Here is a 22,198-nt window from a genome sequence, read left to right on the forward strand (position 1 = left end):
ACTGACTGACAGGACACTATGGAACGCTTTCTGGAAAATGCCATGTATACGTCGCGCTGGCTGCTGGCGCCGGTTTACTTTGGCCTCTCTCTTGGGCTGCTGGCCCTGACAATCAAGTTTTTTCAGGAAATCTTTCACGTCCTGCCCAATATCTTCTCGGTGGCGGAAGCCGATCTGATCCTGATTTTACTCTCGCTGGTGGATATGGCCCTGGTGGGCGGTCTGCTGGTGATGGTGATGTTTTCCGGCTATGAGAACTTCGTTTCCCAGCTGGATATCGAAGAGGGCAGGGAGAAGCTGAGCTGGCTGGGGAAAATGGATGCCACCTCGCTGAAGAATAAAGTGGCGGCGTCGATTGTGGCGATCTCCTCCATCCATCTGCTGCGGGTCTTTATGGACGCCAAAAGCGTGCCCGACAACAAGCTGATGTGGTACGTGATTATCCACCTGACCTTTGTGCTGTCGGCCTTTGTGATGGGGTATCTGGACCGTCTCAGCCGCGACAAAAAATGAAAGAAGGGCGCAGCGAGGCGCCCTTTTTTATGGAGGGTTACTTGTCCGACGACGCCTGCCACAGATTCAGCTGACCGTCGGCCACGTGCCGGTCGATCTGCGCCAGTTCTTCCGCGCTGAAGGTCAGATTATTCAGTGCCAGAACGTTCTCTTCCAGCTGTTCCGGGCGGCTCGCGCCGATCAGCACCGAGGTCACCCGGTTATCCTTCAGCAGCCAGCTCAGGGCCATCTGCGCCATCGTCTGTCCGCGCTGTTTCGCCATCTCATCCAGCATCCGCAGGCTGTTAAGGTTGCTCTCCGTCAGCATATTCTCCGTCAGGCCTCTCACCTTTTTGCCTTCGCGCTGCATGCGTGAACCGTCCGGAATGCCCTGCAGGTATTTACCGGTCAGCAAACCCTGTGCCAGCGGCGTAAAGGCGATGCAGCCCACGCCGTTGCTCTCCAGCGTATCCAGCAGGCCGCTGCTGTCCACCCAACGGTTGAGCAGATTGTAGGAGGGCTGATGGATCAGCAGCGGTACCTTCCACTCACGCAGCAGCTCGGCCATTTTTTGCGTGCGTTCGCTGGAGTAAGAGGAGATCCCGATATAGAGCGCCTTGCCGCTTTGCACCGCCTGAGCCAGCGCGGCGGCGGTCTCTTCCATCGGCGTATTCTCGTCCACACGGTGGGAGTAGAAGATATCGACATAGTCCAGCCCCATACGGCTGAGGCTCTGGTCGAGGCTGGCAAGCACATACTTACGCGATCCGCCTGACCCGTATGGGCCCGGCCACATGTCATATCCGGCTTTGGTGGAGATTAACAGTTCGTCGCGGTACCCGGCGAAATCGCTTTTCAGCAGGCGGCCAAAGTTTTCCTCGGCGCTGCCCGGCGGTGGGCCGTAGTTGTTGGCAAGGTCAAAGTGGGTGATGCCCAGATCGAAGGCTTTGCGCAGCAGCGCACGTTGGGAATCCAGGGCTTGAACGTGACCGAAACTGTGCCAGAGTCCCAGTGAAAATGCGGGCAGACGCAGTCCGCTCTTTCCACAGTAGCGGTACTGCATCTGTTCATAACGGGCGGGGTTGGCAAACCAGGCCATGAGTTCTCCTTAGGATATTCAGTTCTGAAACACTGTTTCTATACTATCCATTGTGTACCTGACGGCAACCCTCAGCATTCAGAACCGGGATCGCCGTTGGGCAAAAAGCACGCTTTATGCTTTGCTTACAGGGGCCTTAATCGATGGAGACACTCTGATGACCCGACTCACAGCGAAAGATTTCCCGCAAGAACTGCTCGATTACTACGACTATTACGCACACGGCAAGATCAGCAAGCGCGAGTTTTTGCAGGTGGCGGCAAAGTACGCCGTCGGCGGAGTAACGGCCCTGGCGCTGTTTAATTTACTCAAGCCGAACTACGCCCTCGCGACCCAGGTTGAGTTTACCGACCCTGAGATCAAGGCGGAGTATATCCAGTATCCCTCACCCAACGGGCACGGCGAGGTGCGAGGCTATCTGGTGAAACCGGCGAAGGCCGAGGGCAAAGTGCCTGCGGTGGTGGTGGTTCACGAAAATCGTGGGCTCAATCCCTATATCGAAGATGTGGCTCGTCGCGTCGCCAAAGCGGGTTACATCGCGCTGGCCCCGGACGGCCTGAGCTCGGTGGGCGGCTATCCCGGCAACGATGACGCCGGGCGCGAGCTACAGCAGAAGGTGGACCCGACAAAGCTGATGAACGACTTCTTTGCCGCCGTTGAATTCCTGCAAAAATACCCGGACGCCACGGGAAAAGTGGGCATTACCGGCTTTTGCTACGGCGGCGGCGTCTCCAACGCGGCAGCGGTGGCGTATCCCGAATTAGCCTGTGCGGTACCGTTTTATGGTCGGCAGGCACCGGCAGACGAGGTGGCCCGTATTAACGCCCCGATCCTGCTGCATTATGCCGAGCTGGACACCCGAATTAACGAAGGCTGGCCGGCGATGGAAACGGCCCTGAAAGCGCATAAGAAAGTGTATGAAGCGCATATTTATCCGGGGGTTAACCACGGCTTTCATAATGACTCTACCCCCCGCTATGACAAGGCTGCGGCCGAGTTAGCCTGGCAGCGAACCCTGGACTGGTTTGCGAAGTACTTGAGTTAAAAAGCTGTTAAAAAAAATAATTGCGAAACGGTATAAATTCCCGCCGATTTGCCGATAACAAGGATATGAGTTCTCCAACTGAAGAACTCTACCCTTACGGTCAGGAGTTTATATGCAATTTCTTCGCAATTTCACGATCCGCTTTGTCATGCTGGTGATATTAGGGATCTTTTGTCTTATGTGGTCGGGCGTCGGCCTGTACAGCGTCTATGCGCTGTCGAAAGTAGCGGATGGTAATGAAGTTGACCGTCAGCTTGTAACGCAAATGACCGTACTGAGCCAGGGAAATGACCAGTACTTTCGTTTCGTTACGCGCCTGAGCCGGGCGATGGAAAACAAGGCTGCCGGTGCAAATGCTGACTTTGCTCCCGTGCAACAGGCGCTGGATAATATGCGCAAAAAACTCGATGAGATGCGTGCTGTCTCACCGGGACCAATGGATCCTCAGGTGTCGGCACAGGTGCTTAGCGCCTGGCAGGCATTACTGGAACAGGGTGTGGTGCCGCAAATGCAGCGCGCCCAGCAGGGAACGCTGGACGAATATCGTCAGCAGGCTAACAACGTTACGCCACCCTTAAGCCGTGCCTTCGGCGCCAGCACCGAAGCGTTCAACCAGGCGGCGGGCGTGATGCTCGATCAAACGCGTGTCTCCGTTGATGGCCAGACCAAAACCACCCGTATCAGCATTATCGTCGCCGTGATTGTTGGTTTGTTGATCCTGGTGTTCACCGATCGCTATCTGGTGACCATGCTGGTGAAACCGCTGGATATTATTCGCGAACAGTTCCGCCAGATTGCCCAGGGCGATCTCAGCCAGTCTCTGGGTGATTTCGGCCGCAACTGCGTGGGCCAGCTGGTGCCGCTGCTTAACGCGATGCAGGACAGTCTGCGTGAAGCCGTGGCCTCTATCCGTTCGGGTAGTGAGAACATCTGGCGTGGCGCAACGGAAATCTCTACCGGCAATAACGACCTCTCTTCGCGTACTGAAGAGCAGGCGTCGGCGCTGGAAGAGACGGCGGCCAGTATGGAGCAAATTACCGCAACGGTGAAACTGAACGCGGATAACGCGCGTCAGGCCAGCGAACTGGCGGAAGTGGCCTCCACCACCGCCAGCAAAGGTGGTTCCCTGGTCGGTGAAGTGGTCGATACCATGACCGGCATCTCCGCCAGCTCGAAGAAGATCGCTGAGATCACCAACGTGATTAACAGCATCGCCTTCCAGACCAACATTCTGGCGCTGAACGCCGCGGTAGAAGCCGCGCGTGCGGGTGAACAGGGGCGTGGGTTTGCCGTGGTCGCGGGCGAAGTACGTAACCTGGCCAGTCGCAGCGCCGGTGCGGCGAAGGAGATCGAAACGCTGATCGCCGACTCCGTCAATCGCGTGGACAGAGGCGCCCAGCTGGTGAACGAAACCGGCACCACCATGGAAGCGATTCTGCGGGCGGTGAAAGAAGTGACCACCATCATGAAGCAGATTGCTGCCGCTTCGGAAGAGCAGAGCAAAGGCATCTCGCAGGTGGGAATCGCGATCACCGAGATGGACAGCGTTACCCAGCAGAACGCCTCGCTGGTTGAGCAGGTCTCTTCTGCGGCCGCAGCGCTGGAGCGCCAGACGGAAGATCTCCAGCGTTCGGTGCAGAAGTTCCGCCTCTCCAGCAAAGAGCCGGTGGCCGTGACGACCGAACTGAAACGACCGGCAGCTGCGCGTAGCCCGCAAAAAGGCAACGATGCAGAAGAGTGGGTCGCATTCTGACAGACACTCACTAACTGAAAAGGGGGCTAATTTAGCCCCCTTTTTTTATTTACGCCTGGCGCTTATCTTCCGTCTGCGTGTCGAAATCTGCCGCATCGTGACGCTCACGCAGCTGTTCGTTCAGCGGGCCAACGGCGCGGTTAACGATACGACCACGCTGAACCGCCGGACGAGCAGCGACAGCCTTCGCCCAGCGCAGCACGTTTTTATAGCTGTCGGCATCAAGGAACTCCGCCGCTTCATACGCATTGCCGAGCACGATATTGCCGTACCAGGGCCAGATGGCCATATCGGCGATGCTGTACTCTTCCCCGGCGATAAAGGTATGACGGCCGAGCTGCTGTTCCAGCACGTCGAGCTGACGCTTGGCTTCCATCGTAAAGCGGTTAATCGCGTACTCAATTTTCACCGGCGCATAGTGATAGAAGTGGCCGAAGCCGCCGCCGAGGAAAGGCGCGGAACCCTGCAGCCAGAACAGCCAGTTCAGGGTTTCGGTCCGCCCGGCCGGGTCTTTCGGCAGGAAGTGGCCGAATTTTTCCGCCAGATAGAGCAGGATTGCGCCGGACTCAAAGACGCGAGTCGGCGGCGTGGTGGCGTGGTCGCGCAGAGCCGGGATCTTGGAGTTAGGGTTAACGTCAACAAAGCCGCTGGAGAACTGGTCCCCTTCGCCAATGCGGATCAGCCAGGCGTCGTACTCTGCCTCGCTGACGCCGGCGGCCAGCAGCTCTTCGAGCATAATCGTCACTTTCTGGCCGTTAGGCGTGCCCAGGGAGTAAAGCTGGAGCGGATGCTTGCCGACCGGAAGGTCTTTCTCATGGGTTGAACCGGAAACGGGGCGGTTGATATTGGCAAACGGGCCGCCGTTGGCGTTCGGTTCCCAGGTCCACACTTTTGGCGGCTGGTATTGATTGTCTGACATACTGTTCTGCCTTGTGCTGAGGGGTAAGAGGGATCAGGCGAGAATGCGCTCGGCCCAGACGCTGACATCATCGCCGCTGCCGAGGTCCGCCTGGACCAGGCCGTTGACCATAAAGGTCGGCGACACGTGAATGCCGTTCTGGCGGGCATATTTGCAGTGCCACTTAATCAGATTCTGCAGCGCAGGAACCGCAAAGGCGTCTCCCAGCTGCACACCGCTGTAGCGCTCAATACGCTCGACGATTTGCTGCGGGGTGGCATCCATATTCGGACCGCTACAGTGATCGGTAAATTCAAACTCTTCCCGATGATCGGCAACGGCCTGCATCACCTTATGCGCCGCGGCCTTGCCGTCCGGCAGCGTTGAGGCGGCCAGAATACAGCGGACGATGACGCCGGAAAAAAGGTGCCAGGGCTGCGACTGCAGGCGGATCTTAACGGTCAGTTTATCTTCACCGACGTGTTTTAGCAGCGCATCCAGTTTATTAAAAGCACGAACGGAGAACGGGCAGGTAGGTTCGAGGAACACTTCAAAGGTGCGAGGGCCGTGGCCCCACTCCAGCGGCTGGCCGCTGAGGGCTGGTTGCTGACTCATGCTGACTCCTGTTGCTCATTTTTGTTGATAATCGTGGTTACACTCTAACAAAAATGAACGGGATGCCAATGTCATCCCGTCAGGAATCTGCGGGTCAGGGTACCACCAGATCGCCGCGCATCAGCTGCGGAACCGGCGTGCTCTGTGGCTCCTGAGTCAGCCATTTCACAATACGTGCTGCCATCACTTCAACCGGATATTCGATGGCCGGGATCGCCGGTACGCCAGGCAGATTTAGCGACCCGGCAAGGCTGAAGACCATAATGTCTTTTGGCACCTGCTTATTAAAGGCCTGGAGCTGGGTAATCACCCGCTGGGCTTCCAGCTCATCGGCCACCAGCAGCGCATTGAAATTCAGCGTGGTGCTGTTGTTCATCAGCATTTGCAGGGCGACCAGCGAGGAGATGCTGTTCTCCATAAAGACCAGGTTGCGGTTAAAGGGCAGGAAATTGTTTTCCAGCGCCAGCTTGTAGCCCAGCAGAATATGTTCGGCGAAGCGGTTGGCCGTCGGCGTGATGACTGCGATTTGCCGTCTTCCCTGGCTAATCAGATAGTTGCAGGCGGTTTCTGCGGCAAAGGCGTGGTCGAACTGAATGCTGTTGCTGGCATCGGCATCCATACAGTCGACGACGATCACGTTCTCATGCGGAACTTCCAGCTCGAAGCGTGCGCCGATAATCACCACGTCATCGCACAGGCCGCAGCTCAGCTCGTCGAGCGCGTTCTGCACCTCAACCTGGCTGCTGGCAAAACGCAGCAGCAGATGCTTCTGATGCTGGCTAAGCTGTTTTTCCAGGGCATAGAGATAAGCGGTGCTCTGGTTGATATTCTCCTGGGCGCAGATCACCCCGATACAGCCGGTTGACTGGCTCAATAACGACTGGGCAATAACGTTCGGCCGGTAGTTCAGCTCTTCAGCCGCTTTAAGAACGGCGAGACGACTGGCTTCTTTAACGCCGCGTGAACCGCTCAACACGCGCGAGACGGTGGCTTTGGAAACCCCGGCAAGTCGCGATACATCGTTGATAGTAGACATCTTTCTCTCCTGGCAGACGGGCAATCCCTTTGTCTGGCCGCCAAAACATGCTGTGGCTCACATTCCAGAACCACAGGCAGTATAACGGCTTAGCTTTTTTGTGGAAACCGATTTTCCATAGCTTATCCAAATCTTACATTTGTGAAGAAAATGTGTGATGCCAATCCAATTCGCGAACTCAATACACACGCGGTTTTTGAAGCATTTCACACTTCTGTTTTTTAAGGATGGAAAACGGTTTCCGTAAAGTATCCAATCAGCCTCGAAACAATTTTTACATTTTCGAGGATAAAGTCGATGTACAGGATTATGTTGTGCTGTTCTGCGGGGATGTCCACCAGCATGCTGGTGCGGAAAATGGTGGAAGTGGCAAAGGAAAGAGGCACTCCGGTGCAGATTGATGCCTACGGCGTTTCGGAATTTGATGAGCAGTTTCCCAACTACCAGGTGGTGCTGCTTGGCCCCCAGGTGAAGTATATGCTGGCGACGCTGTCGCAAAAGGCTGCCGCTCGGGGTATTCCGGTACAGTCCATCGACACGATGGATTACGGAATGCAGCGCGGTGATAAGGTGCTCGATTATGCGCTGTCGCTGATAGCCGCGGCGCAATAACAAAGGTGTCACTATGAGTTCGTTATATCAGTCCATGATTACCGTGATTGAGCAATCCATCACGCCCCTGGCGGGAAAACTGGGCCAGCAGAAGTACGTGATTGCAATCCGTGACGGCTTTACCGCCGCGCTGCCCTTTATGATTATCGGCTCTTTTATGCTGGTGTTTATTTTTCCACCGTTCTCGGCGGAAACCACCAACGGTTTTGCTCGCGGCTGGCTGACTTTCTCTGAGACCTACCGTGAACAGCTGATGCTGCCGTTTAACCTTAGCATGGGCGTGATGACCTTCTTTATTTCGGTCGGGATTGGCGCCAGTCTGGGCCGTCAGTTTAATCTCGATCCGGTGATGTCCGGCCTGCTGGCCTTTATGGCCTTCCTGCTGGTGGCTGCGCCCTACGCGGACGGCAAAATCTCTACCCAGTATCTCTCCGGGCAGGGGATCTTTACCGCGCTGATCACCGCTATCTACTCCACCCGGATGTATGCCTGGCTGAAGCAGCACAACGTGACGATCCGCCTGCCGAAAGAGGTGCCGACCGGCGTGGCGCGCTCTTTTGAAATCCTGATCCCGGTGCTGGTGGTGATTGCGACCCTGCATCCGCTGAATCTGCTGGTCGAATCGACCACCGGAATGATTATCCCACAGGCCATTATGCACGTGCTGGAGCCGCTGGTTTCCGCATCTGACTCTCTGCCTGCAGTGCTGCTCTCCGTCCTGCTGTGCCAGATCTTCTGGTTCGCCGGGATCCACGGATCGCTGATCGTGACCGGGATTATGAACCCGTTCTGGATGGCGAACCTCTCGGCAAACCAGGCGGCGCTGGCGGCCGGCGCTGCGCTGCCGCACGTCTATCTGCAGGGCTTCTGGGACCACTATCTGCTGATTGGTGGGGTAGGCTCAACCCTGCCGCTGGCCTTCCTGCTGCTGCGCAGTCGCGTGACGCATCTGCGTACCATCGGAAAAATGGGCGTGGTGCCGAGCTTCTTCAACATCAACGAACCCATCATGTTCGGCGCGCCGATCATTATGAACCCGATGATGTTCCTGCCGTTCGTCTGTGTGCCGCTGATTAACGCCATCCTGGCCTGGTGCGCCACCCGTCTGGACTGGATCCCGCAGGTGGTTTCCCTTACCCCGTGGACCACACCGGCGCCTATCGGTGCCTCCTGGGCCGCCAACTGGGCCTTTAGCCCGGTGATCATGTGCTTTGTTTGTATGCTGATGTCGGCGCTGATTTACCTGCCGTTCCTGCGTGCCTATGAGCGCTCCCTGATGGTGACCGAAGAGCAAAAAGCGCAAAACGGCGCACCTCTGGCAGAAACCGCCAGCAGTAACTAAAACAGCGGAGAGACGCGTTATGAAATACACATTTCCCGAAGGCTTCTGGTGGGGTAGCGCCTGTTCTGCGCTGCAAACCGAAGGGGAAAGCCGCGGTGGCGGTAAGAGTCCGACGACCTGGGATGCCTGGTACAGCCAGCAGCCGCTGCGCTTTCACCAGCAGATCGGGCCGGATGAGACCTCGACGTTTTACCGCAACTGGCGTGATGACATTGCGCTGCTCACCGAGCTGAACCACAACAGCTTTCGCACCTCGATAAGCTGGTCACGACTGATACCGGACGGAACCGGGGAAGTGAATCATGAGGCGGTCGCCTTTTATAACGGGGTGATTGACGAGCTGCTGGCACGGGGGATCGCACCCTTTATTACCCTGTTCCACTTCGATATGCCGATGGTGATGCAGGAGAAAGGCGGCTGGGAAAACCGTCAGGTCGTCGCGGCATTCAGCCGCTACGCCCGGATATGTTTCGAGCTGTTTGGCGACCGGGTTCAGCACTGGTTTACTTTTAACGAGCCGATTGTACCGGTGGAAGGGGGCTATCTGTATGACTTCCACTACCCGAACGTGGTGGATTTCAAACGGGCAGCGACCGTGGCGTATCACACGGTGCTGGCACATGCCTCGGCGGTGCGGGCATTCCGCGACGGGGAATTCGGCGGCGAGATTGGCATTGTGCTGAACCTGACGCCGTCTTACCCGCGTTCGCAGAATCCGGCGGACCTGAAGGCGGCGCACCATGCGGATCTGCTGTTTAACCGCAGTTTCCTCGACCCGGTGCTGCTGGGCGAATATCCCACCGATCTGGTGGCGCTGCTGGATAAGTACGGCCAGCTTCCCGCCTGCCAGCCCGGCGACGCAGCGCTGATTGCCGACGGCAAAATTGATCTGCTGGGGATTAACTACTACCAGCCACGGCGGGTGAAGTGCCGCGACAGCGCGATTAATCCGGATGCGCCTTTTATGCCGGAATGGTTATTCGACGCTTACGAAATGCCCGGCCGTAAAATGAATCCGTATCGTGGCTGGGAAATTTATGAACCGGGTATTTACGATATCCTCACTAATTTACGGCTGAACTACGGCAACCCTCGCTGTTTTATTTCTGAAAATGGAATGGGCGTGGAAAATGAACAGCGATTTATTCACGACGGGCAAATTGATGACGCCTATCGTATTGAATTTGTCGCCGGTCATCTGGCGTGGTTGCATAAAGGAATTAGCGAAGGGGCTCACTGCCTTGGCTATCATATGTGGACCTTTATTGATAACTGGTCCTGGTGTAACGGTTATAAAAACCGATACGGATTCGTGCAGCTGGATTTAACCACCCAGCAGCGAACGATTAAAAAAAGCGGCGAATGGTTTGCTGCGGTCGCCGGGAGGAATGGTTTTGAATCAGAGTGAATCAACGTTGATCGGTTTAGAAGACGCGGTGATGGAGATCATCGTCAATGCAGGTCAGTCGCGCAGCCTGTGCTTTGAGGCGCTGCACGCGGCACGGCAGGGGAACTTCGACGAGGCGAAGAGCCTGCTGAAGGAGGCGGACGGCTACGCCCGTCAGGCTCACCATATGCAGACCAAATTGATTGAACAGGACGCCGGAGAGGCCCGGCAGCCGATGACCCTGATCATGGTGCACGCGCAGGATCATTTAATGAATTCGCTGCTGGCCCGTGAACTCTCGGAAGAGATTATTCATTTATACCAGCGTTAATTTCCCTTTCTGGTTTTCAGGATTGGGAACCGAATAAATAAGATTGTTACTGAAGTGAGTAAAAGTATTAATCAACGCGTTCAGGTCCGGCATTTAATTATGTCGGCCTGAAGGAGTTGGTTATTGTCTGGAAAGTAAATAACTAACTATATTGAGATAGCCATGAAAATGAAAAAACAACTTCCAGTTGCACTGGCAGTAATGGCTGCGCTTTGCTCCGGCTCTGTACTCGCGCAGGAATTTACTCAGGAACAAATCGACGCCATTGTGGCAAAAGCTGTCGATAAGGCGCTCGCCGAGCGCCAGGCCAAAATGGATGCGGCCATCGATAAAAAAGCAGATGTGATTACCGAACCACAAACGGCGGCCCAGTCGCCGGATATGGCCATTCCTTTTGGCGTGAAGTTCAGCGGCTACGCCCGCTACGGCGCGCACTTTAAGGCGGGCGATCAGAAATATATCGGCGTGGACGGTTCCTATAACGGCTCCTCAGGTATTGGTCGTCTGGGTAACGAAGGTAACGGCGGCGAATTCCAGCTCTCTAAAGCCTTTAAAGGCGATAACGGGGCTATCTGGGACGTGAACGTAATGTTCGACCACTGGGGCGATGAGGTTAACCTCAAAAAAGCCTATGCGGGCGTGACCAACATTCTTGAATCCAACCCGAATGCTTACTTCTGGGCCGGTCGTGATTTCCATCAGCGTCCGCAGCAGGGGATCAACGACTACTTCTGGATGACCCATGATGGTCAGGGCGCCGGGGTGAAAAACTTCGATATCGGCGGCGTACAGTTCGACGTGGCGGCGGTGGCGGCCGTGGAGTCCTGTAATCCGGAAGTGCTGGACGACGGCTCTAACCCGTCACGCATTAACTGTACCGGCGGCTCCGGCACCGGCGATAAAGGCAACTATGCGGCAACCTCAAAAATTCACGGTATGAAAGTCGGGCCGCTGGATTTAGAGCTGTACGCGAACTACGGTTTTGACTCGAAAACCATTGAGAGCGACGACCGTCTGAAAGCCTGGCAGGGCGGGGTGGTGCTGAGCCATACCGGCGACAATAGCGTCAATAAAGTGATTGCGCGCTATTCCGACAACGCAGACAACAGCGTTTATAACAAAACCGACGGTCTGTCGACGATCTACGCCAGTTTTGAGGGGAGCTATAAGTTCACTCAGCAGACGCAGATTGAGTACCTGCTCGGCTTCCATGACTACGACAATAGCAAGGACAACACGGATAACCGTCGTAACTACGTCGCCATCGTCCGTCCGATGCACTGGTGGAACGAGGTGCACTCCACCTGGCTTGAAGCGGGCTATCAGCGCGTTGACTACGACCAGGGCGGTGATAACAACGGCTGGAAACTCACTCTGTCCCAGAACATGTCTATCGCCATGGGACCGGAATTCCGCCCGATGCTGCGTTTCTACGTGACCGGCGGCGAGGTGGACAACAAACGCACCGCTCGGGTTAACGGAACAGAGGATTCACAGCTCGACTCCTTTAACGTCGGCGCGATGTGGGAAGCCTGGTTCTGATAAGTGACGCAAGGTAACCCGCCATCTGGCGGGTTACCTTTGTGATGCACAATACAGGAGCGTGAGCGGGTCGATAATCATGAAAAATGAAGCGTTGTTAAATGCACCCTGCCCGATAGCCCGCAGTCTGGGTCGGATGGGTGATGGCTGGACCCTAATGATATTGCGCGATGCTTTCGCCGGGCTGACGCGTTTTGATGAGTTCCAGAGAAGCTGTAATGTGGCGCCGAATATTCTTTCCCGACGGCTCAAAGAGATGGTGAAGGATGGCCTGCTTGTCCGGGTGTCTTACTCCAGCGCCCCGCCGCGTCATGAATACCGGCTGACCGATAAAAGTCGCGAGCTGCACCCGATCATGCTGATGCTCACCGAGTGGGGCAATCGCCACTGTGTCAACGGCCAGCCGCCAATGCTGCCGGTGGATACCGCCAGCGGGCGACCGATAACGGCTGTCGTGGTGGATAAGGAGACTGGCCAGCCGCTGACTATCGATCGCTATGAGATAGTGCCCGGACCGGGCGCCGGGGCGCGATTGCGCTACCGCCATGACTATATTCACCAGAAGCGTGCCGGGCAGATGCCGGCACGCTTTTTGCCCCCGGAAGCGGATTAACCTGCGCTGGCAGTCACATCATCTGCTGCAAGACAGGGCGAGGCGACTATTCCGATAATAGTGCAATGGAATTACCGCCTCGTGGGCCTTATTACCAGGCGCAAAGCCTGGTAGTGATTTTTATCGTGTTTCCCCCTCGCGTTTTATTAAGTGCATTCCGAATGGTAGAGTGAAAAGAAATTGATGTTTTTATTATTAATAATAAAATCGAGAGGGTGATTCATTAATAATGATTGCTCCACTCAGGATTTTTTTCATTTAATAACTAAATTTCTATTCAAGGAAAGAAAATGCGTGAATTAACTATTATGGAACTCGAAACGGTTTCGGGTGGTTGCTTATCCAATATCGGCGGTGCAATTCTGGCAGGTATGGCGGGTCTTAGCGCAGGGGCGATGAAAGGCGGGGTTGCAGGAGGTTCATCCGGTGGTATTTTTGGCCTGGGCGTGTTTTCCATGCTGGGGGGCGCTATTTGGGGAGCGACGATGGGGATGGCCCAGGGCATTCTTTACGGTCTGGTAAACGGCTGGGATAAATCTCTGGAACTGTTTAATAAAAACTCCGAGCAGTGGGGCGATATGACAATTTAACCCCTGTAAGCTTATTAATGGAAATGAACCCTGAGCACAGCACAGGGTTCATTTTTTTAGGTCAGGAAATAATATTATCCGCCCACTCCGTTGCCTGACGCATGGAATCCACCACCGTATCTTCGCCGACGCCCAGTTCTCGTGCGACGGTGCGGGCTTCGTCCCAGCTGTGCTTTTCGTACAGAATCGCCAGCCGCAGGAACTGGTAGATCACCCCTTCTTTTTTGGTCAGGGCGTCGGTCACCGTTTCCGGCAGGCCGATCTGGGTAAACAGATCTTCAGGCGCAATATCCAGAATCACATCCAGCAGCGAGAAGAGGCCGCAGAAGAAGACGTCGTTGACCAGCGTGCGATGGGCTGACGACTTCGCCACCAGCTCGCAGAACATGCCCCTCACCAGGCTGGTGTGGTACAGCTCGTTGCCTTTGGTGTCCTCAATATTGGTCAGACAGGCCACCGACACAAAGCGCCGCAGCTCGTACAGGCCGAGATAGAGCAGAGTGTCTTTCAGCGTGGGGTTTCGCGCCATATTGACGCCGCGGCTCTTGTAGAGCACGTTTTTGGCGTAGCGCATAATCTTGTACGACAGATTCAGGTCGTTACGCAGGATCTTTTCAATCTGCTGGAAATCCGGTTCCCCGACGTTAATTTCGGCGATCAGACGGAACAGCAGGACATCGTTTGATGACAGACGCCGCCGCTTGATGATCTCCGGCTTGCTGTAGAAATAGCCCTGAAAGAGATGAAAGCCGTAGTCTTTATAGGCGTCAAACTCTTCTTTGGTTTCGACCTTTTCCGCGAGGAACTTCACGTCACGCAGGCGGTGCCGGTTAGTCTGAATGTACTGGGTGATCTCGTCGTAGCTTTTCGCCCGGATATCAAACTTGATAATGGAGATATAGGGCAGAAAACGATCCCAGTTTCGATCGAGGGTAAAGTCGTCCAGCGCCAGCTTGAAACCGTCGGCATAGAGCCTGCGCACTGCAATATAGAGCTCGTCGCTGGGGGTATCGTGTTCGAGGATCTCAATCACCACCTGATCGCGCGGCAGAATGCTGGCAAACCCCTGCACGATAAGTTCGGGCGGGAAGTTGATAAACGAGGTGTGGTGACCCACCAGCGCCGGTAGTGGAGTGCTTAAAAACTGCTCGGAGATAATACGCTTGGTGGCATACTCGGACGAGACATTGGTGGGGAAGCGGTTGCTCATGCCGTCACGGAACAGCAGCTCATAGGCTACTGTTACCCTGTTTCCGTCGAAAATCGGCTGCCTTGCAACGAATGAATACATACACTTGTCCCCATTACCTGTAAAGCATCAGATACGTTTACTGCCGTCGTCCGGTCACCTACGTATCGATATTATATATCACTGTTTTAATAAGATAAAAGAAAGCCGCTGGATTCTTGATTTCCAGGCGTTATCCGCCGATAAAAAACGCTAACCGGCGTCGTATTCCCCTCGCATTGCGTCAATCTTAACCCAAATCCTCCGGCGTTTCCGCTACGTTGCGTTGCCACGTCAGGGCTAACCGCAAAAAAACCTCTGACTTATGCACGCAGCGGCAATGCTTTGCCGGTTTTATTCGTTTTCTCATCACCCCGGCTCCCACACAATCGACCTCAGATTATGGCTTATTTTTCGCCGGATATTTCCGGCAAACAGGATTTAAAAATGCAAAAAAAAGGATTAGCGGTACTGCTGGCAATGATGGCCACGCACGGCGTAATGGCAGCTGAAACCCAGGTTCCGGCGGACAGCAATTTCCAGACGCGTGCCGACAGCGCGCTTAACGGCAGCCTGCCGGAGACGGTTCGGACGCGCGGCTATATTGTCGCGGGAACCAACCCTAACACGCCTCCGACGACGTTCTACAAAGAAGACAATAAAACCCTGGCGGGCAGGGAAATCGACGTAATGACCGCCGTGGCGGAAAAACTCGGCGTTAAGGTTCAGTGGCACGATACCGGCGGCTTCGACAATATTATTCCGGGCCTGAAGTCCGGGCGTTACGATGTGGCACTGTCCAATATTAACGCCACCCAAAAACGGCTGGATCAGGTCGATTTTGTCAGCTACTTCGATGCTTCCCGGCTGGGGGTGATCTCCCGTCAGGATGCGGGCATCAAACCCTTCACTCAGCTGACGGAAGCCTGTGGTCTGGAAATAGGCGCGGGCGCGGGCACCACGCAGCTGACGCGTCTGAGCGAAGCCAGCAAGGCCTGTCAGGCGCAGGGAAAACCGGCGATTAAGATCGCCACCTTCCCGGATCGTCCGGCGGGCGTGCAGGCGGTGGTCAGCGGACGCGTACCGCTGTTCTTTGGCCCCTATGAGGGCCTGACCTGGCAGGTGAACAAGGTAAAAGCCCTGACCATGAGCGGGCAAATCACCGTGAATGACGCGCCGGTGTCTATCGCCTTCCCGAAAGGTTCGGAACTGGAAGTCCCGGTTCAGGCGGCGCTGAACGCGCTGATTGCCGACGGGACTTACCAGAAAATCCTCGACCACTGGTCCATTGGCTATGGCGCGGTCCCTGCGTCTAAGCGCAATGCAGAGATCTTCTGATGTCACGACTATCCCCTTCTGCTGACGACGATGCCCTGCGCATCGTCGGTAAAAAATACTACGGCCGCTGGTTCAGCGCCGCCCTGGTGCTGGTACTGCTGGTTGGGCTTCTGCACTCGGTGCTGAATAATCCGCGCTTCGAATGGTCGGTGGTTGCCGCCAGCTTTACCGAAGAGTCGATTATCCAGGGCGTGCTGATGACGCTGCAGCTGACGGCGATCTCCGTGGTGCTGGGGTTTGCCGGTGGAACGCTGCTGGCGCTGATGCGTCTGTCGTCCAACCCGGTGCTGGTGGCGGTCAGCTGGGGATATACCTGGTTCTTTCGCGGCGTGCCGATGCTGGTACAGCTTTTCCTCTGGTACAACATCGCTGCCCTCTATCCGACCATCACTCTCTCCCTGCCGGGCGTGGGTGAGCTGTGGAGCGCCTCAGCGAACGCGCTAATCAGTCCCTTCAGCGCGGCGGTGATCGCCCTGGTGATGCACCAGTCGGCCTACGCGGCGGAGATTATTCGCGCCGGGATCCAGAGCGTCGGCAGCGGCCAGCTGGAAGCCGCCCGCGCCCTGGGCTACGGTCGCGGACAAATCTTTCGCCATACGGTTCTGCCCCAGGCGATGCGCGCCATTCTGCCGCCCGCCGGTAACGAAGTGATTGGTCAGCTAAAAACCACTGCGGTGGTGTCGGTGATCTCCCTCCAGGACGTGCTCTACTCGGCGCAAATAATTTACCAGCGCACCTACGAGGTGATCCCGCTCCTGCTGGTCGCGACCCTGTGGTACCTGCTGCTGACTTCCGTTTTGTCGGTAGGCCAGTTCTACGTTGAGCGCTACTTTGGTCGCGGCGTGAACCGTCAGGAGAAAACCGCGTGGATCGCCCGCAAACTGCCCGTCCTTTTCCTGGGCGCAAGGAGAGCAAGCAATGGCTGAAGCAATTGAACTGCGCAATATCAGCAAGCGTTTTTCCGGTAAAACGGTGCTCGACGGGGTCGATCTCTCCGTTGCCGCAGGCTCGGTGACGGTGATTCTGGGGCCATCCGGCTCGGGAAAATCGACCCTGCTGCGCTGCATTAATCATCTGGAAAAACTCGACGGCGGCACCGTCCGCGTCGGTGGGGAACTGGTCGGGTATCAGCAGCGCGGCACGAACCTGCATGAAGTCAGCGATCGGGTGATTGCCCGGCAGCGCAGCCGTATTGGCATGGTATTTCAGCAGTTTAATCTCTTCCCCCACCGCACCGTGCTGCAGAACATTATCGATGCCCCGATAAGGGTCAAAAAAGAGAGCCGGGTTAACGCGGTGGCGAAAGCGCGCCTGCTGCTGGCTCAGGTTGGCCTATCCGGTCGGGAAAATGACTGGCCGCAGCAGCTTTCCGGCGGTCAGCAGCAGCGCGTGGCCATTGCCCGGGCGCTGGCGATGGACCCGGATGTGATGCTGTTTGATGAACCCACCTCCGCCCTCGATCCCGAGCTGGTCGGTGAAGTTCTGCAGGTGATCCGCACCCTGGCGCACTCCGGCATTACCATGGTGGTGGTCACCCACGAAGTGGGCTTTGCCCGCGAGGTGGCGGACAATATTGTCTTTATGGAAGAGGGCAAAATTATCGCCAGCGGCCCGGCGCGTCAGGTGCTGGAAGAGGCGGGCAATCCCCGCGTTTCGGCATTTCTCTCCACCGTTCTGTAACCGATGTTCAGGTTTAGCGCAGCCGCAGCGCTTCCGCGAGTTCCTGTAGCCCGGCGTCGTTTGTCAACTCGCTAAGCCGTAACCAGCGCTGCTGCGCCTCGATGGGGAGCGGCGACAAACTGCGGCGTAGCTTCTCCTCCACGTTTACCCCACGGGCCAGCGTCTGCTGGCGAGTGATGCGCTGGCGCAGGATCTCGCCGCTGCGCAGAAAGAGTGTCACCTCATGAAAACGCGCTGCAGGGTTTAGCGCATCCGGCGGCGCGTTCAGGTCCGGCGTGCGGGTAACCCGTGCGGCCAGGGCCGAGGTGTCCGGGGCCAGGGGCTGGAGGCTGAAGTCGGCGATACGCGGCTCCCCGTGCAGCAGGCAGTGGGCAATGACATATTCCAGGCTAAAGCGGGCTTCGATCCCGGTTTTCGGCTGATGAATGGCCGTGGCCACATCGCCGCCGGGCGGGAAGGCGACGGTGATATGGTCAATGTCGGTGGGCAACGCCCCGCGTTCACGCAGTTGCAGAGTAGCCACCGCGGCGGCGTGGGTTCCGCTACAGGTCGGCCAGTTTTTATACTCCAGCCCCGGCGTGACGATACGCCAGGGCGCGCCCCAGCCGTCGGTGAGCGCCGCCGGACGGCTCTCTTTATCGCCATAGGCCGTGATAAACGCCTCCAGCGCGTCCGGGCTACCGGCATCAATGCCCGCGACGGCCAGCTCCAGAGCGGTGACCGCTCCGCGTGCCGCCAGACCGGCGTGCAGAGGCTTGGCGGTCGAGCCAAACTGTACCCGCAGCCCGGCTGCCTGGCTGGTGGCGAGGGAGAGCACGGTGATGGCGGTGGCTTCATCCACTCTACAAAGCCGTGCCGCTGCGGCGCTGGCGGCCAGAGTGCCGAGCGTGCCGGTATTGTGGAATCCCCGCACATAGTGGCCCTGACCGATGGCGAGTCCCAGCCGTCCGGCGGTTTCCACCCCGATAACCAGGGCGTCAAGAAAGCGTTCCGTGCTCAGCCCGGGCAGGGTCTGGACCAGCGCAAACAGCGCGGGCAGGATCGCCGCGCCGGGGTGGCCGCGAAAATCGGCGTGGAAGTCGTCAAAATCGAGGGCGTGGGCGCAGTAGCCGCCGAGCAGGGCCTGAGTCTGTGGATCGGCACCCGGCCAGATGCGGCGCAGCGCGGTCAGGCCGGGATCGGCGAGCGTGCCGCTAAGGACGGGGAGGGTGACGGCCAGCAGATCTTTTACGCTCTCCCGGGCACTCTCGCGGGCGGTCTCATCCGGTGCGCTCTGGACAATCAGGCGCGCCAGGTTTTGGGTCAGGCTCACTTGAGATGACCCGAGATCAGAGCGGCTTCCGCCAGCCCGGCCAGCCACTGTGCGGTCGGGTAGAGCGCCGCGTCATCGACCCGGAACTGCGGGTGATGGAGGGCGAACGGGCCGCCGGATCCGACCATAATAAAGGCGCCGGGTAGCTTTTGCAGATAGAACGCGAAGTCCTCCCCGATAGGGTTTTCCTCCAGGCGGCGGGTTTCAAAACCGCTTTTCTCACCGACTTCAAGGGCAAAGTCGACCCATTCAGCGGTGTTAATTATCGACGGTGGGCCGGGCTGCCAGTCGAGGGTCACCTCAGCATTAAAGGTCCGGGCTACGCCCTCGGTCACGTCGTGGAAGCGCCGCTCCAGACCTTCTCGTGCACTCTGGCTAAAGGTGCGGACCGTGCCCTCCAGCCAGGCGGTTTCCGGGATCACGTTCCAGGTGCTGCCGCCGTGAACCTGGGTCACCGACACGACCGCGTTTTCCCGCGAGTCGAGGTTACGGCTGATCAGAGTTTGCAGGGCGGTCACCAGATGCGCGGCAATAATCAGCGGATCGTTACCTTCGTGCGGTCGTGCCGCATGGCTGCCGCGCCCGCGGACGTCGATCTTAAAGCGATCCACCCCGGCGGTCAGCGCGCCGGCCTTGCTGCCGATAACCCCGACCGGCAGGGCCGGATCGTTATGAATTCCGAAGATTGCCTTCGCCCCGTCAAGGGCGCCGGTGGCCAGCACGGCGGGTGCGCCGTGGCCGGTCTCTTCCGCCGGCTGGAAGATAATACGCACGGTCCCGGCGAGGCTCTCCTCTTTTTCCCGCAGCAGGATCGCCGCGCCGAGGGCGGCGGCAGAGTGAAAATCGTGCCCGCAGGCGTGCATCACGCCAGGGTTTTCCGACGGCCAGGGCACGCCGGAGACTTCCTCAATCGGCAGGGCGTCGATATCGGCACGCAGGATCACCAGCGGACCGGGACGTTGTCCGCCCACTTCGACCACCAGGCCGGTACGCAGAGGGAGGTCCAGAATCCGAATCTGCTTCGCCTCCAGCGCCTCGCGAAGACGGCGGGTGGTTTCAAACTCCTCATTGGAGAGTTCAGGGAAACGGTGCAGCTCGCGGCGGAATTCGGTCAGCCAGTGATTCAGGGCGATGTCGGTCATCGGGTGTCCTTTGATTCATGTCCTGAGCGTCGCGTCAGCCAGCGGTCGTGCTGCGCGTCGTCGAGGATCTTTTTCATAAACAGGGTGATATGGCCTTTCCCCAGGTCGCTTTCATGCTGGGGCGTAAAGCCGTAGCTGAGATACATCTCTTTAAGCCAGGGGTGGCGAGTGGCGGTTCCCAGCGAGACGGCGGGCGCTTTGAGCACCTCGCGCAGAATATGCGTTTCCAGCCAGTCCAGAAGCTGACGTCCCCGATGCTGGCCGCGAAAGGCCGGGTCAGCGGCAAACCAGCCGATATGCGGCAGGCCGAACGGACCGGGCAGCGGTCCCCAGGGATAGCGCAGGGTGATGGAAGCGGCCAGCCGGTCGTCAACGAACAGGCCGAAGACCCCGTGATCCTGCAGATGCTGCACCGCCTGCGCCTCGCTGACGCTGGCGGCATCAAAGCGGATCCCCATCTCGCGGATGGGCGCAAAGGCGGTCAGCATCAGGCGGAAAAACGCCCCGCTGTCGGCGCAGGTCAACTGACGATAGCTTTCGGTCATTGCAGCAGTCCAGAGCGGTCGGCGCTCTCCAGTACCGCCTGCACTTTTTGCGGCGCGCAGCCAATATACTGGGCCGGATCCAGCCAGGCATTCAGCGCATCAAGGGAAATGGCGCGGGCAATCTGCGGATCTTCTGCGAGCACCTCGGCGAAGGGGCGATGGCTCTCCTGGGCGCGCATGGCGCAGTCGTAGACCAGATGGTGCGCGGTCTGTTTGCCGAGGGTTTTCCCCGCTTCAAACATGATTTTTTCCGACAGCAGCAGGCCGTTTTGCAGCTGCAGGTTGCTGAGCATTTTCGTCTCGTTAACCTGCAGCCCTTTCAGCACGCCAATGGCGGTCTGGAGCTGGGCGCTAAGATAGAGGCAGATCTCCGGCAGGGCGATCCATTCGGCACGCCAGCTCATGGCGTCACGCTCGTGCTCAACGTGCATCGATTCATAAATCAGCGCCGCGCTGCGGCGTACCGGCGGCGTCAGGCTGGCCAGCCCTTCCAGCAGGGCCGGATTACGTTTATGGGGCATGGTGGTCGAGCCAATCTTACCGGCACTGAACGGCTCTTCGATTTCACCGATTTCACTGCGCATCAGGTTGTAAAGCTCGTTGCCGATTTTGCCCAGCGAGCCGCTAATCAGCACCGCCACCGAGGCGAATTCACTAAAGCGGTCCCGTGCGGCCTGCCAGCCGATGGTCGGCGTTTGCAGGCCGAGGAGAGTTAGCGCACGGCGTTCCACGGCCGGGCCGACCTCGCCGAGGGCGGCATAGGTACAGACGGCCCCGCTGATATTGCCCGTCAGCACCCGGGGGCTGATTTCCTGCAGCCGGGTCAGATGACGTAAAAACTCATCCAGCCAGACGGCCACTTTAAAGCCGAAGGTGGTCGGCTGGGCCTGCATACCGTGAGTGCGTCCGGCAATCGGGGTGTGCTGATGGCGGTCGGCCAGAGCGTACAGGGCGCGAGCCACCTCGACCGTATCGCGGCGGACGATCGCCAGCGCAGACTTGAGCTGCAGCACGGTGCCGGTATCAACAATATCCTGTGTGGTTGCGCCATAGTGCAGATACTCGCCTGCGTCGCCGCACTGCTCCTGCAGCGCGGTCAGGGTTGGCATAAAGGAGTGCTTCATGGTGGCCGCCTGACGGGCGATATCGGCGGGATCCAGCGCGTCGGCATTGGCGCGTTCGGCGATGGTCTGCGCCGCCGTCTGCGGGATTACGCCCAGCTCGCCCTGAGCCACAGCCAGCGCCACCTCGACGGCAACGTGCTGCGCCAGCCGGTTTTTCTCCGACCAGACGTCGCGCATTTCAGGGGTGGAAAAGTTATTACCAATTAACAGAAAGTCGATAGGATGGGATGCCATGAAGTGTACGCCTGTCATTAACCAGGTTATTTCCTGAGGGAGATATTGTGTTTCATCGTCTTCTTCAGGGTATTTAAATGCAAGCGCTTTGCCCCCTTATCTGGTTTTTATCTATAGATAGCAGAAATAATGAAAATGAAAGCCGAAACGGCGGATTGCACATTATTATTAATGCCGTAGCATGAATGAATTCTCTTTAATTTATCGCGTTCCCGATAACGCATTATTATGGACAGGACC

Annotated in this window: 22 protein-coding genes; 13 read left to right on the forward strand and 9 right to left on the reverse strand. The window is 57.5% G+C overall.

Features of this window, described 5'->3' with window-relative positions; translation table 11 throughout:
* Positions 1 to 18: 18 nt before the first annotated feature.
* Positions 19 to 513, forward strand: a complete 495-nt coding sequence (locus EDF81_RS16970; protein ID WP_123349332.1) for a TIGR00645 family protein — start codon at positions 19 to 21, stop codon at positions 511 to 513.
* A 37-nt stretch (positions 514 to 550) separates the two neighbouring features.
* Here EDF81_RS16970 and EDF81_RS16975 read toward each other — a convergent pair whose 3' ends face one another.
* Positions 551 to 1,591: an aldo/keto reductase gene (locus EDF81_RS16975; protein WP_123349333.1), complete on the reverse strand. Its 1,041-nt coding sequence runs from the start codon at positions 1,589 to 1,591 to the stop codon at positions 551 to 553.
* Positions 1,592 to 1,748: 157 nt separating this feature from the next.
* On the opposite strand from EDF81_RS16975, the gene yghX reads away from it, so the two are divergent.
* Both yghX and EDF81_RS16985 read left to right on the forward strand, forming a co-directional pair.
* The gene (gene yghX / locus EDF81_RS16980; RefSeq protein ID WP_123349334.1) at positions 1,749 to 2,636 is read left to right on the forward strand and encodes a YghX family hydrolase; all 888 of its coding nucleotides are present in this window, start codon (positions 1,749 to 1,751) and stop codon (positions 2,634 to 2,636) included.
* A gap of 112 nt (positions 2,637 to 2,748) precedes the next feature.
* Positions 2,749 to 4,389 (forward strand): methyl-accepting chemotaxis protein, encoded by a 1,641-nt coding sequence (locus EDF81_RS16985; protein ID WP_123349335.1) that lies wholly within the window; start codon positions 2,749 to 2,751, stop codon positions 4,387 to 4,389.
* Positions 4,390 to 4,438: 49 nt separating this feature from the next.
* On the opposite strand, the gene yghU is transcribed toward EDF81_RS16985, so the two are convergent.
* The 3 genes from yghU to EDF81_RS17000 all read right to left on the reverse strand — a co-directional run bounded on the left by yghU (position 4,439) and on the right by EDF81_RS17000 (position 6,938).
* Complete coding sequence (yghU, locus tag EDF81_RS16990; RefSeq protein ID WP_123349336.1) at positions 4,439 to 5,308, reverse strand: glutathione-dependent disulfide-bond oxidoreductase; 870 nt, start codon at positions 5,306 to 5,308, stop codon at positions 4,439 to 4,441.
* A gap of 33 nt (positions 5,309 to 5,341) precedes the next feature.
* A complete protein-coding gene (locus EDF81_RS16995) occupies positions 5,342 to 5,902 on the reverse strand; it encodes a thioredoxin (RefSeq protein ID WP_123349337.1) in 561 nt (186 codons plus the stop codon).
* Positions 5,903 to 5,996: 94 nt separating this feature from the next.
* The gene (locus tag EDF81_RS17000; RefSeq protein WP_123349338.1) at positions 5,997 to 6,938 is read right to left on the reverse strand and encodes a LacI family DNA-binding transcriptional regulator; all 942 of its coding nucleotides are present in this window, start codon (positions 6,936 to 6,938) and stop codon (positions 5,997 to 5,999) included.
* Between the two features lie 297 nt (positions 6,939 to 7,235).
* On the opposite strand from EDF81_RS17000, the gene EDF81_RS17005 reads away from it, so the two are divergent.
* The 7 genes from EDF81_RS17005 (at position 7,236) to EDF81_RS17035 (ending at position 13,355) form a co-directional block, all read left to right on the forward strand.
* Entirely contained in the window at positions 7,236 to 7,550 is a 315-nt protein-coding gene (locus tag EDF81_RS17005; RefSeq protein WP_123349339.1) for a PTS sugar transporter subunit IIB, read from the forward strand.
* Between the two features lie 13 nt (positions 7,551 to 7,563).
* Entirely contained in the window at positions 7,564 to 8,892 is a 1,329-nt protein-coding gene (locus tag EDF81_RS17010) for a PTS sugar transporter subunit IIC (protein WP_123349340.1), read from the forward strand.
* A 19-nt stretch (positions 8,893 to 8,911) separates the two neighbouring features.
* Positions 8,912 to 10,300, forward strand: a complete 1,389-nt coding sequence (locus EDF81_RS17015) for a glycoside hydrolase family 1 protein (RefSeq protein WP_123349341.1) — start codon at positions 8,912 to 8,914, stop codon at positions 10,298 to 10,300.
* A 7-nt stretch (positions 10,301 to 10,307) separates the two neighbouring features.
* Positions 10,308 to 10,610 carry a PTS lactose/cellobiose transporter subunit IIA gene (locus EDF81_RS17020; RefSeq protein WP_148049941.1) on the forward strand — a complete coding sequence of 101 codons (303 nt, stop codon included), beginning with the start codon at positions 10,308 to 10,310 and terminating at the stop codon, positions 10,608 to 10,610.
* Between the two features lie 162 nt (positions 10,611 to 10,772).
* Positions 10,773 to 12,152: a carbohydrate porin gene (locus EDF81_RS17025; protein ID WP_123349343.1), complete on the forward strand. Its 1,380-nt coding sequence runs from the start codon at positions 10,773 to 10,775 to the stop codon at positions 12,150 to 12,152.
* 79 nt (positions 12,153 to 12,231) lie between these two features.
* On the forward strand, positions 12,232 to 12,765 hold the full coding sequence (locus EDF81_RS17030) for a helix-turn-helix domain-containing protein (protein WP_123349344.1): 534 nt from the start codon (positions 12,232 to 12,234) through the stop codon (positions 12,763 to 12,765).
* A gap of 290 nt (positions 12,766 to 13,055) precedes the next feature.
* Positions 13,056 to 13,355 (forward strand): hypothetical protein, encoded by a 300-nt coding sequence (locus EDF81_RS17035; protein ID WP_123349345.1) that lies wholly within the window; start codon positions 13,056 to 13,058, stop codon positions 13,353 to 13,355.
* Positions 13,356 to 13,416: 61 nt separating this feature from the next.
* Here the strand turns inward: EDF81_RS17035 and EDF81_RS17040 are convergent, their stop codons facing one another.
* Positions 13,417 to 14,646, reverse strand: a complete 1,230-nt coding sequence (locus tag EDF81_RS17040; protein ID WP_123349346.1) for an EAL and HDOD domain-containing protein — start codon at positions 14,644 to 14,646, stop codon at positions 13,417 to 13,419.
* Between the two features lie 384 nt (positions 14,647 to 15,030).
* Between EDF81_RS17040 and EDF81_RS17045 the strand changes: the two genes are divergently transcribed.
* From EDF81_RS17045 to EDF81_RS17055, 3 genes are read left to right on the forward strand one after another with little or no spacing between them, the layout of a single operon-like run.
* A complete protein-coding gene (locus EDF81_RS17045; protein ID WP_123349542.1) occupies positions 15,031 to 15,921 on the forward strand; it encodes an ABC transporter substrate-binding protein in 891 nt (296 codons plus the stop codon).
* Positions 15,921 to 16,847 (forward strand): amino acid ABC transporter permease, encoded by a 927-nt coding sequence (locus EDF81_RS17050; RefSeq protein ID WP_123349347.1) that lies wholly within the window; start codon positions 15,921 to 15,923, stop codon positions 16,845 to 16,847. Before EDF81_RS17045 ends, EDF81_RS17050 begins: the two co-directional genes overlap by 1 nt.
* Positions 16,840 to 17,601, forward strand: coding sequence for an amino acid ABC transporter ATP-binding protein (locus tag EDF81_RS17055; RefSeq protein ID WP_123349348.1), 762 nt, complete (start codon positions 16,840 to 16,842; stop codon positions 17,599 to 17,601). The genes EDF81_RS17050 and EDF81_RS17055 overlap by 8 nt, the downstream gene beginning before the upstream one ends.
* A gap of 13 nt (positions 17,602 to 17,614) precedes the next feature.
* On the opposite strand, the gene EDF81_RS17060 is transcribed toward EDF81_RS17055, so the two are convergent.
* Genes EDF81_RS17060 through purB form a run of 4 tightly spaced genes read right to left on the reverse strand, consistent with a single transcriptional unit; the run spans position 17,615 to position 21,958 of the window.
* Entirely contained in the window at positions 17,615 to 18,913 is a 1,299-nt protein-coding gene (locus tag EDF81_RS17060; RefSeq protein WP_123349349.1) for an MmgE/PrpD family protein, read from the reverse strand.
* The gene (locus tag EDF81_RS17065) at positions 18,910 to 20,055 is read right to left on the reverse strand and encodes an amidohydrolase (protein WP_123349350.1); all 1,146 of its coding nucleotides are present in this window, start codon (positions 20,053 to 20,055) and stop codon (positions 18,910 to 18,912) included. The genes EDF81_RS17060 and EDF81_RS17065 overlap by 4 nt, the downstream gene beginning before the upstream one ends.
* Positions 20,052 to 20,600, reverse strand: coding sequence for a GNAT family N-acetyltransferase (locus EDF81_RS17070; RefSeq protein ID WP_123349351.1), 549 nt, complete (start codon positions 20,598 to 20,600; stop codon positions 20,052 to 20,054). The genes EDF81_RS17065 and EDF81_RS17070 overlap by 4 nt, the downstream gene beginning before the upstream one ends.
* Positions 20,597 to 21,958 (reverse strand): adenylosuccinate lyase, encoded by a 1,362-nt coding sequence (gene purB / locus EDF81_RS17075; RefSeq protein ID WP_123349352.1) that lies wholly within the window; start codon positions 21,956 to 21,958, stop codon positions 20,597 to 20,599. Before purB ends, EDF81_RS17070 begins: the two co-directional genes overlap by 4 nt.
* Positions 21,959 to 22,198 lie beyond the last annotated feature (240 nt).

The organism is Enterobacter sp. BIGb0383, assembly GCF_003751845.1.
GTDB lineage: Bacteria > Pseudomonadota > Gammaproteobacteria > Enterobacterales > Enterobacteriaceae > BIGb0383.

Bases quoted from the DNA above. Each gene is read 5' to 3' on its own strand.
- EDF81_RS17010 (WP_123349340.1), top strand. From the start codon at position 7,564: ATGAGTTCGTTATATCAGTCCATGATTACCGTGATTGAGCAATCCATC.
- EDF81_RS17030 (WP_123349344.1), top strand. From the start codon at position 12,232: ATGAAAAATGAAGCGTTGTTAAATGCACCCTGCCCGATAGCCCGCAGT.
- EDF81_RS16975 (WP_123349333.1), bottom strand. From the start codon at position 1,591: ATGGCCTGGTTTGCCAACCCCGCCCGTTATGAACAGATGCAGTACCGC.
- EDF81_RS17070 (WP_123349351.1), bottom strand. From the start codon at position 20,600: ATGACCGAAAGCTATCGTCAGTTGACCTGCGCCGACAGCGGGGCGTTT.
- EDF81_RS16995 (WP_123349337.1), bottom strand. From the start codon at position 5,902: ATGAGTCAGCAACCAGCCCTCAGCGGCCAGCCGCTGGAGTGGGGCCAC.
- EDF81_RS17035 (WP_123349345.1), top strand. From the start codon at position 13,056: ATGCGTGAATTAACTATTATGGAACTCGAAACGGTTTCGGGTGGTTGC.
- purB (WP_123349352.1), bottom strand. From the start codon at position 21,958: ATGGCATCCCATCCTATCGACTTTCTGTTAATTGGTAATAACTTTTCC.
- EDF81_RS17045 (WP_123349542.1), top strand. From the start codon at position 15,031: ATGCAAAAAAAAGGATTAGCGGTACTGCTGGCAATGATGGCCACGCAC.
- EDF81_RS17000 (WP_123349338.1), bottom strand. From the start codon at position 6,938: ATGTCTACTATCAACGATGTATCGCGACTTGCCGGGGTTTCCAAAGCC.
- EDF81_RS17015 (WP_123349341.1), top strand. From the start codon at position 8,912: ATGAAATACACATTTCCCGAAGGCTTCTGGTGGGGTAGCGCCTGTTCT.
- EDF81_RS17065 (WP_123349350.1), bottom strand. From the start codon at position 20,055: ATGACCGACATCGCCCTGAATCACTGGCTGACCGAATTCCGCCGCGAG.
- yghU (WP_123349336.1), bottom strand. From the start codon at position 5,308: ATGTCAGACAATCAATACCAGCCGCCAAAAGTGTGGACCTGGGAACCG.
- EDF81_RS17025 (WP_123349343.1), top strand. From the start codon at position 10,773: ATGAAAATGAAAAAACAACTTCCAGTTGCACTGGCAGTAATGGCTGCG.
- yghX (WP_123349334.1), top strand. From the start codon at position 1,749: ATGACCCGACTCACAGCGAAAGATTTCCCGCAAGAACTGCTCGATTAC.
- EDF81_RS16970 (WP_123349332.1), top strand. From the start codon at position 19: ATGGAACGCTTTCTGGAAAATGCCATGTATACGTCGCGCTGGCTGCTG.
- EDF81_RS17040 (WP_123349346.1), bottom strand. From the start codon at position 14,646: ATGTATTCATTCGTTGCAAGGCAGCCGATTTTCGACGGAAACAGGGTA.
- EDF81_RS17055 (WP_123349348.1), top strand. From the start codon at position 16,840: ATGGCTGAAGCAATTGAACTGCGCAATATCAGCAAGCGTTTTTCCGGT.
- EDF81_RS17005 (WP_123349339.1), top strand. From the start codon at position 7,236: ATGTACAGGATTATGTTGTGCTGTTCTGCGGGGATGTCCACCAGCATG.
- EDF81_RS16985 (WP_123349335.1), top strand. From the start codon at position 2,749: ATGCAATTTCTTCGCAATTTCACGATCCGCTTTGTCATGCTGGTGATA.
- EDF81_RS17050 (WP_123349347.1), top strand. From the start codon at position 15,921: ATGTCACGACTATCCCCTTCTGCTGACGACGATGCCCTGCGCATCGTC.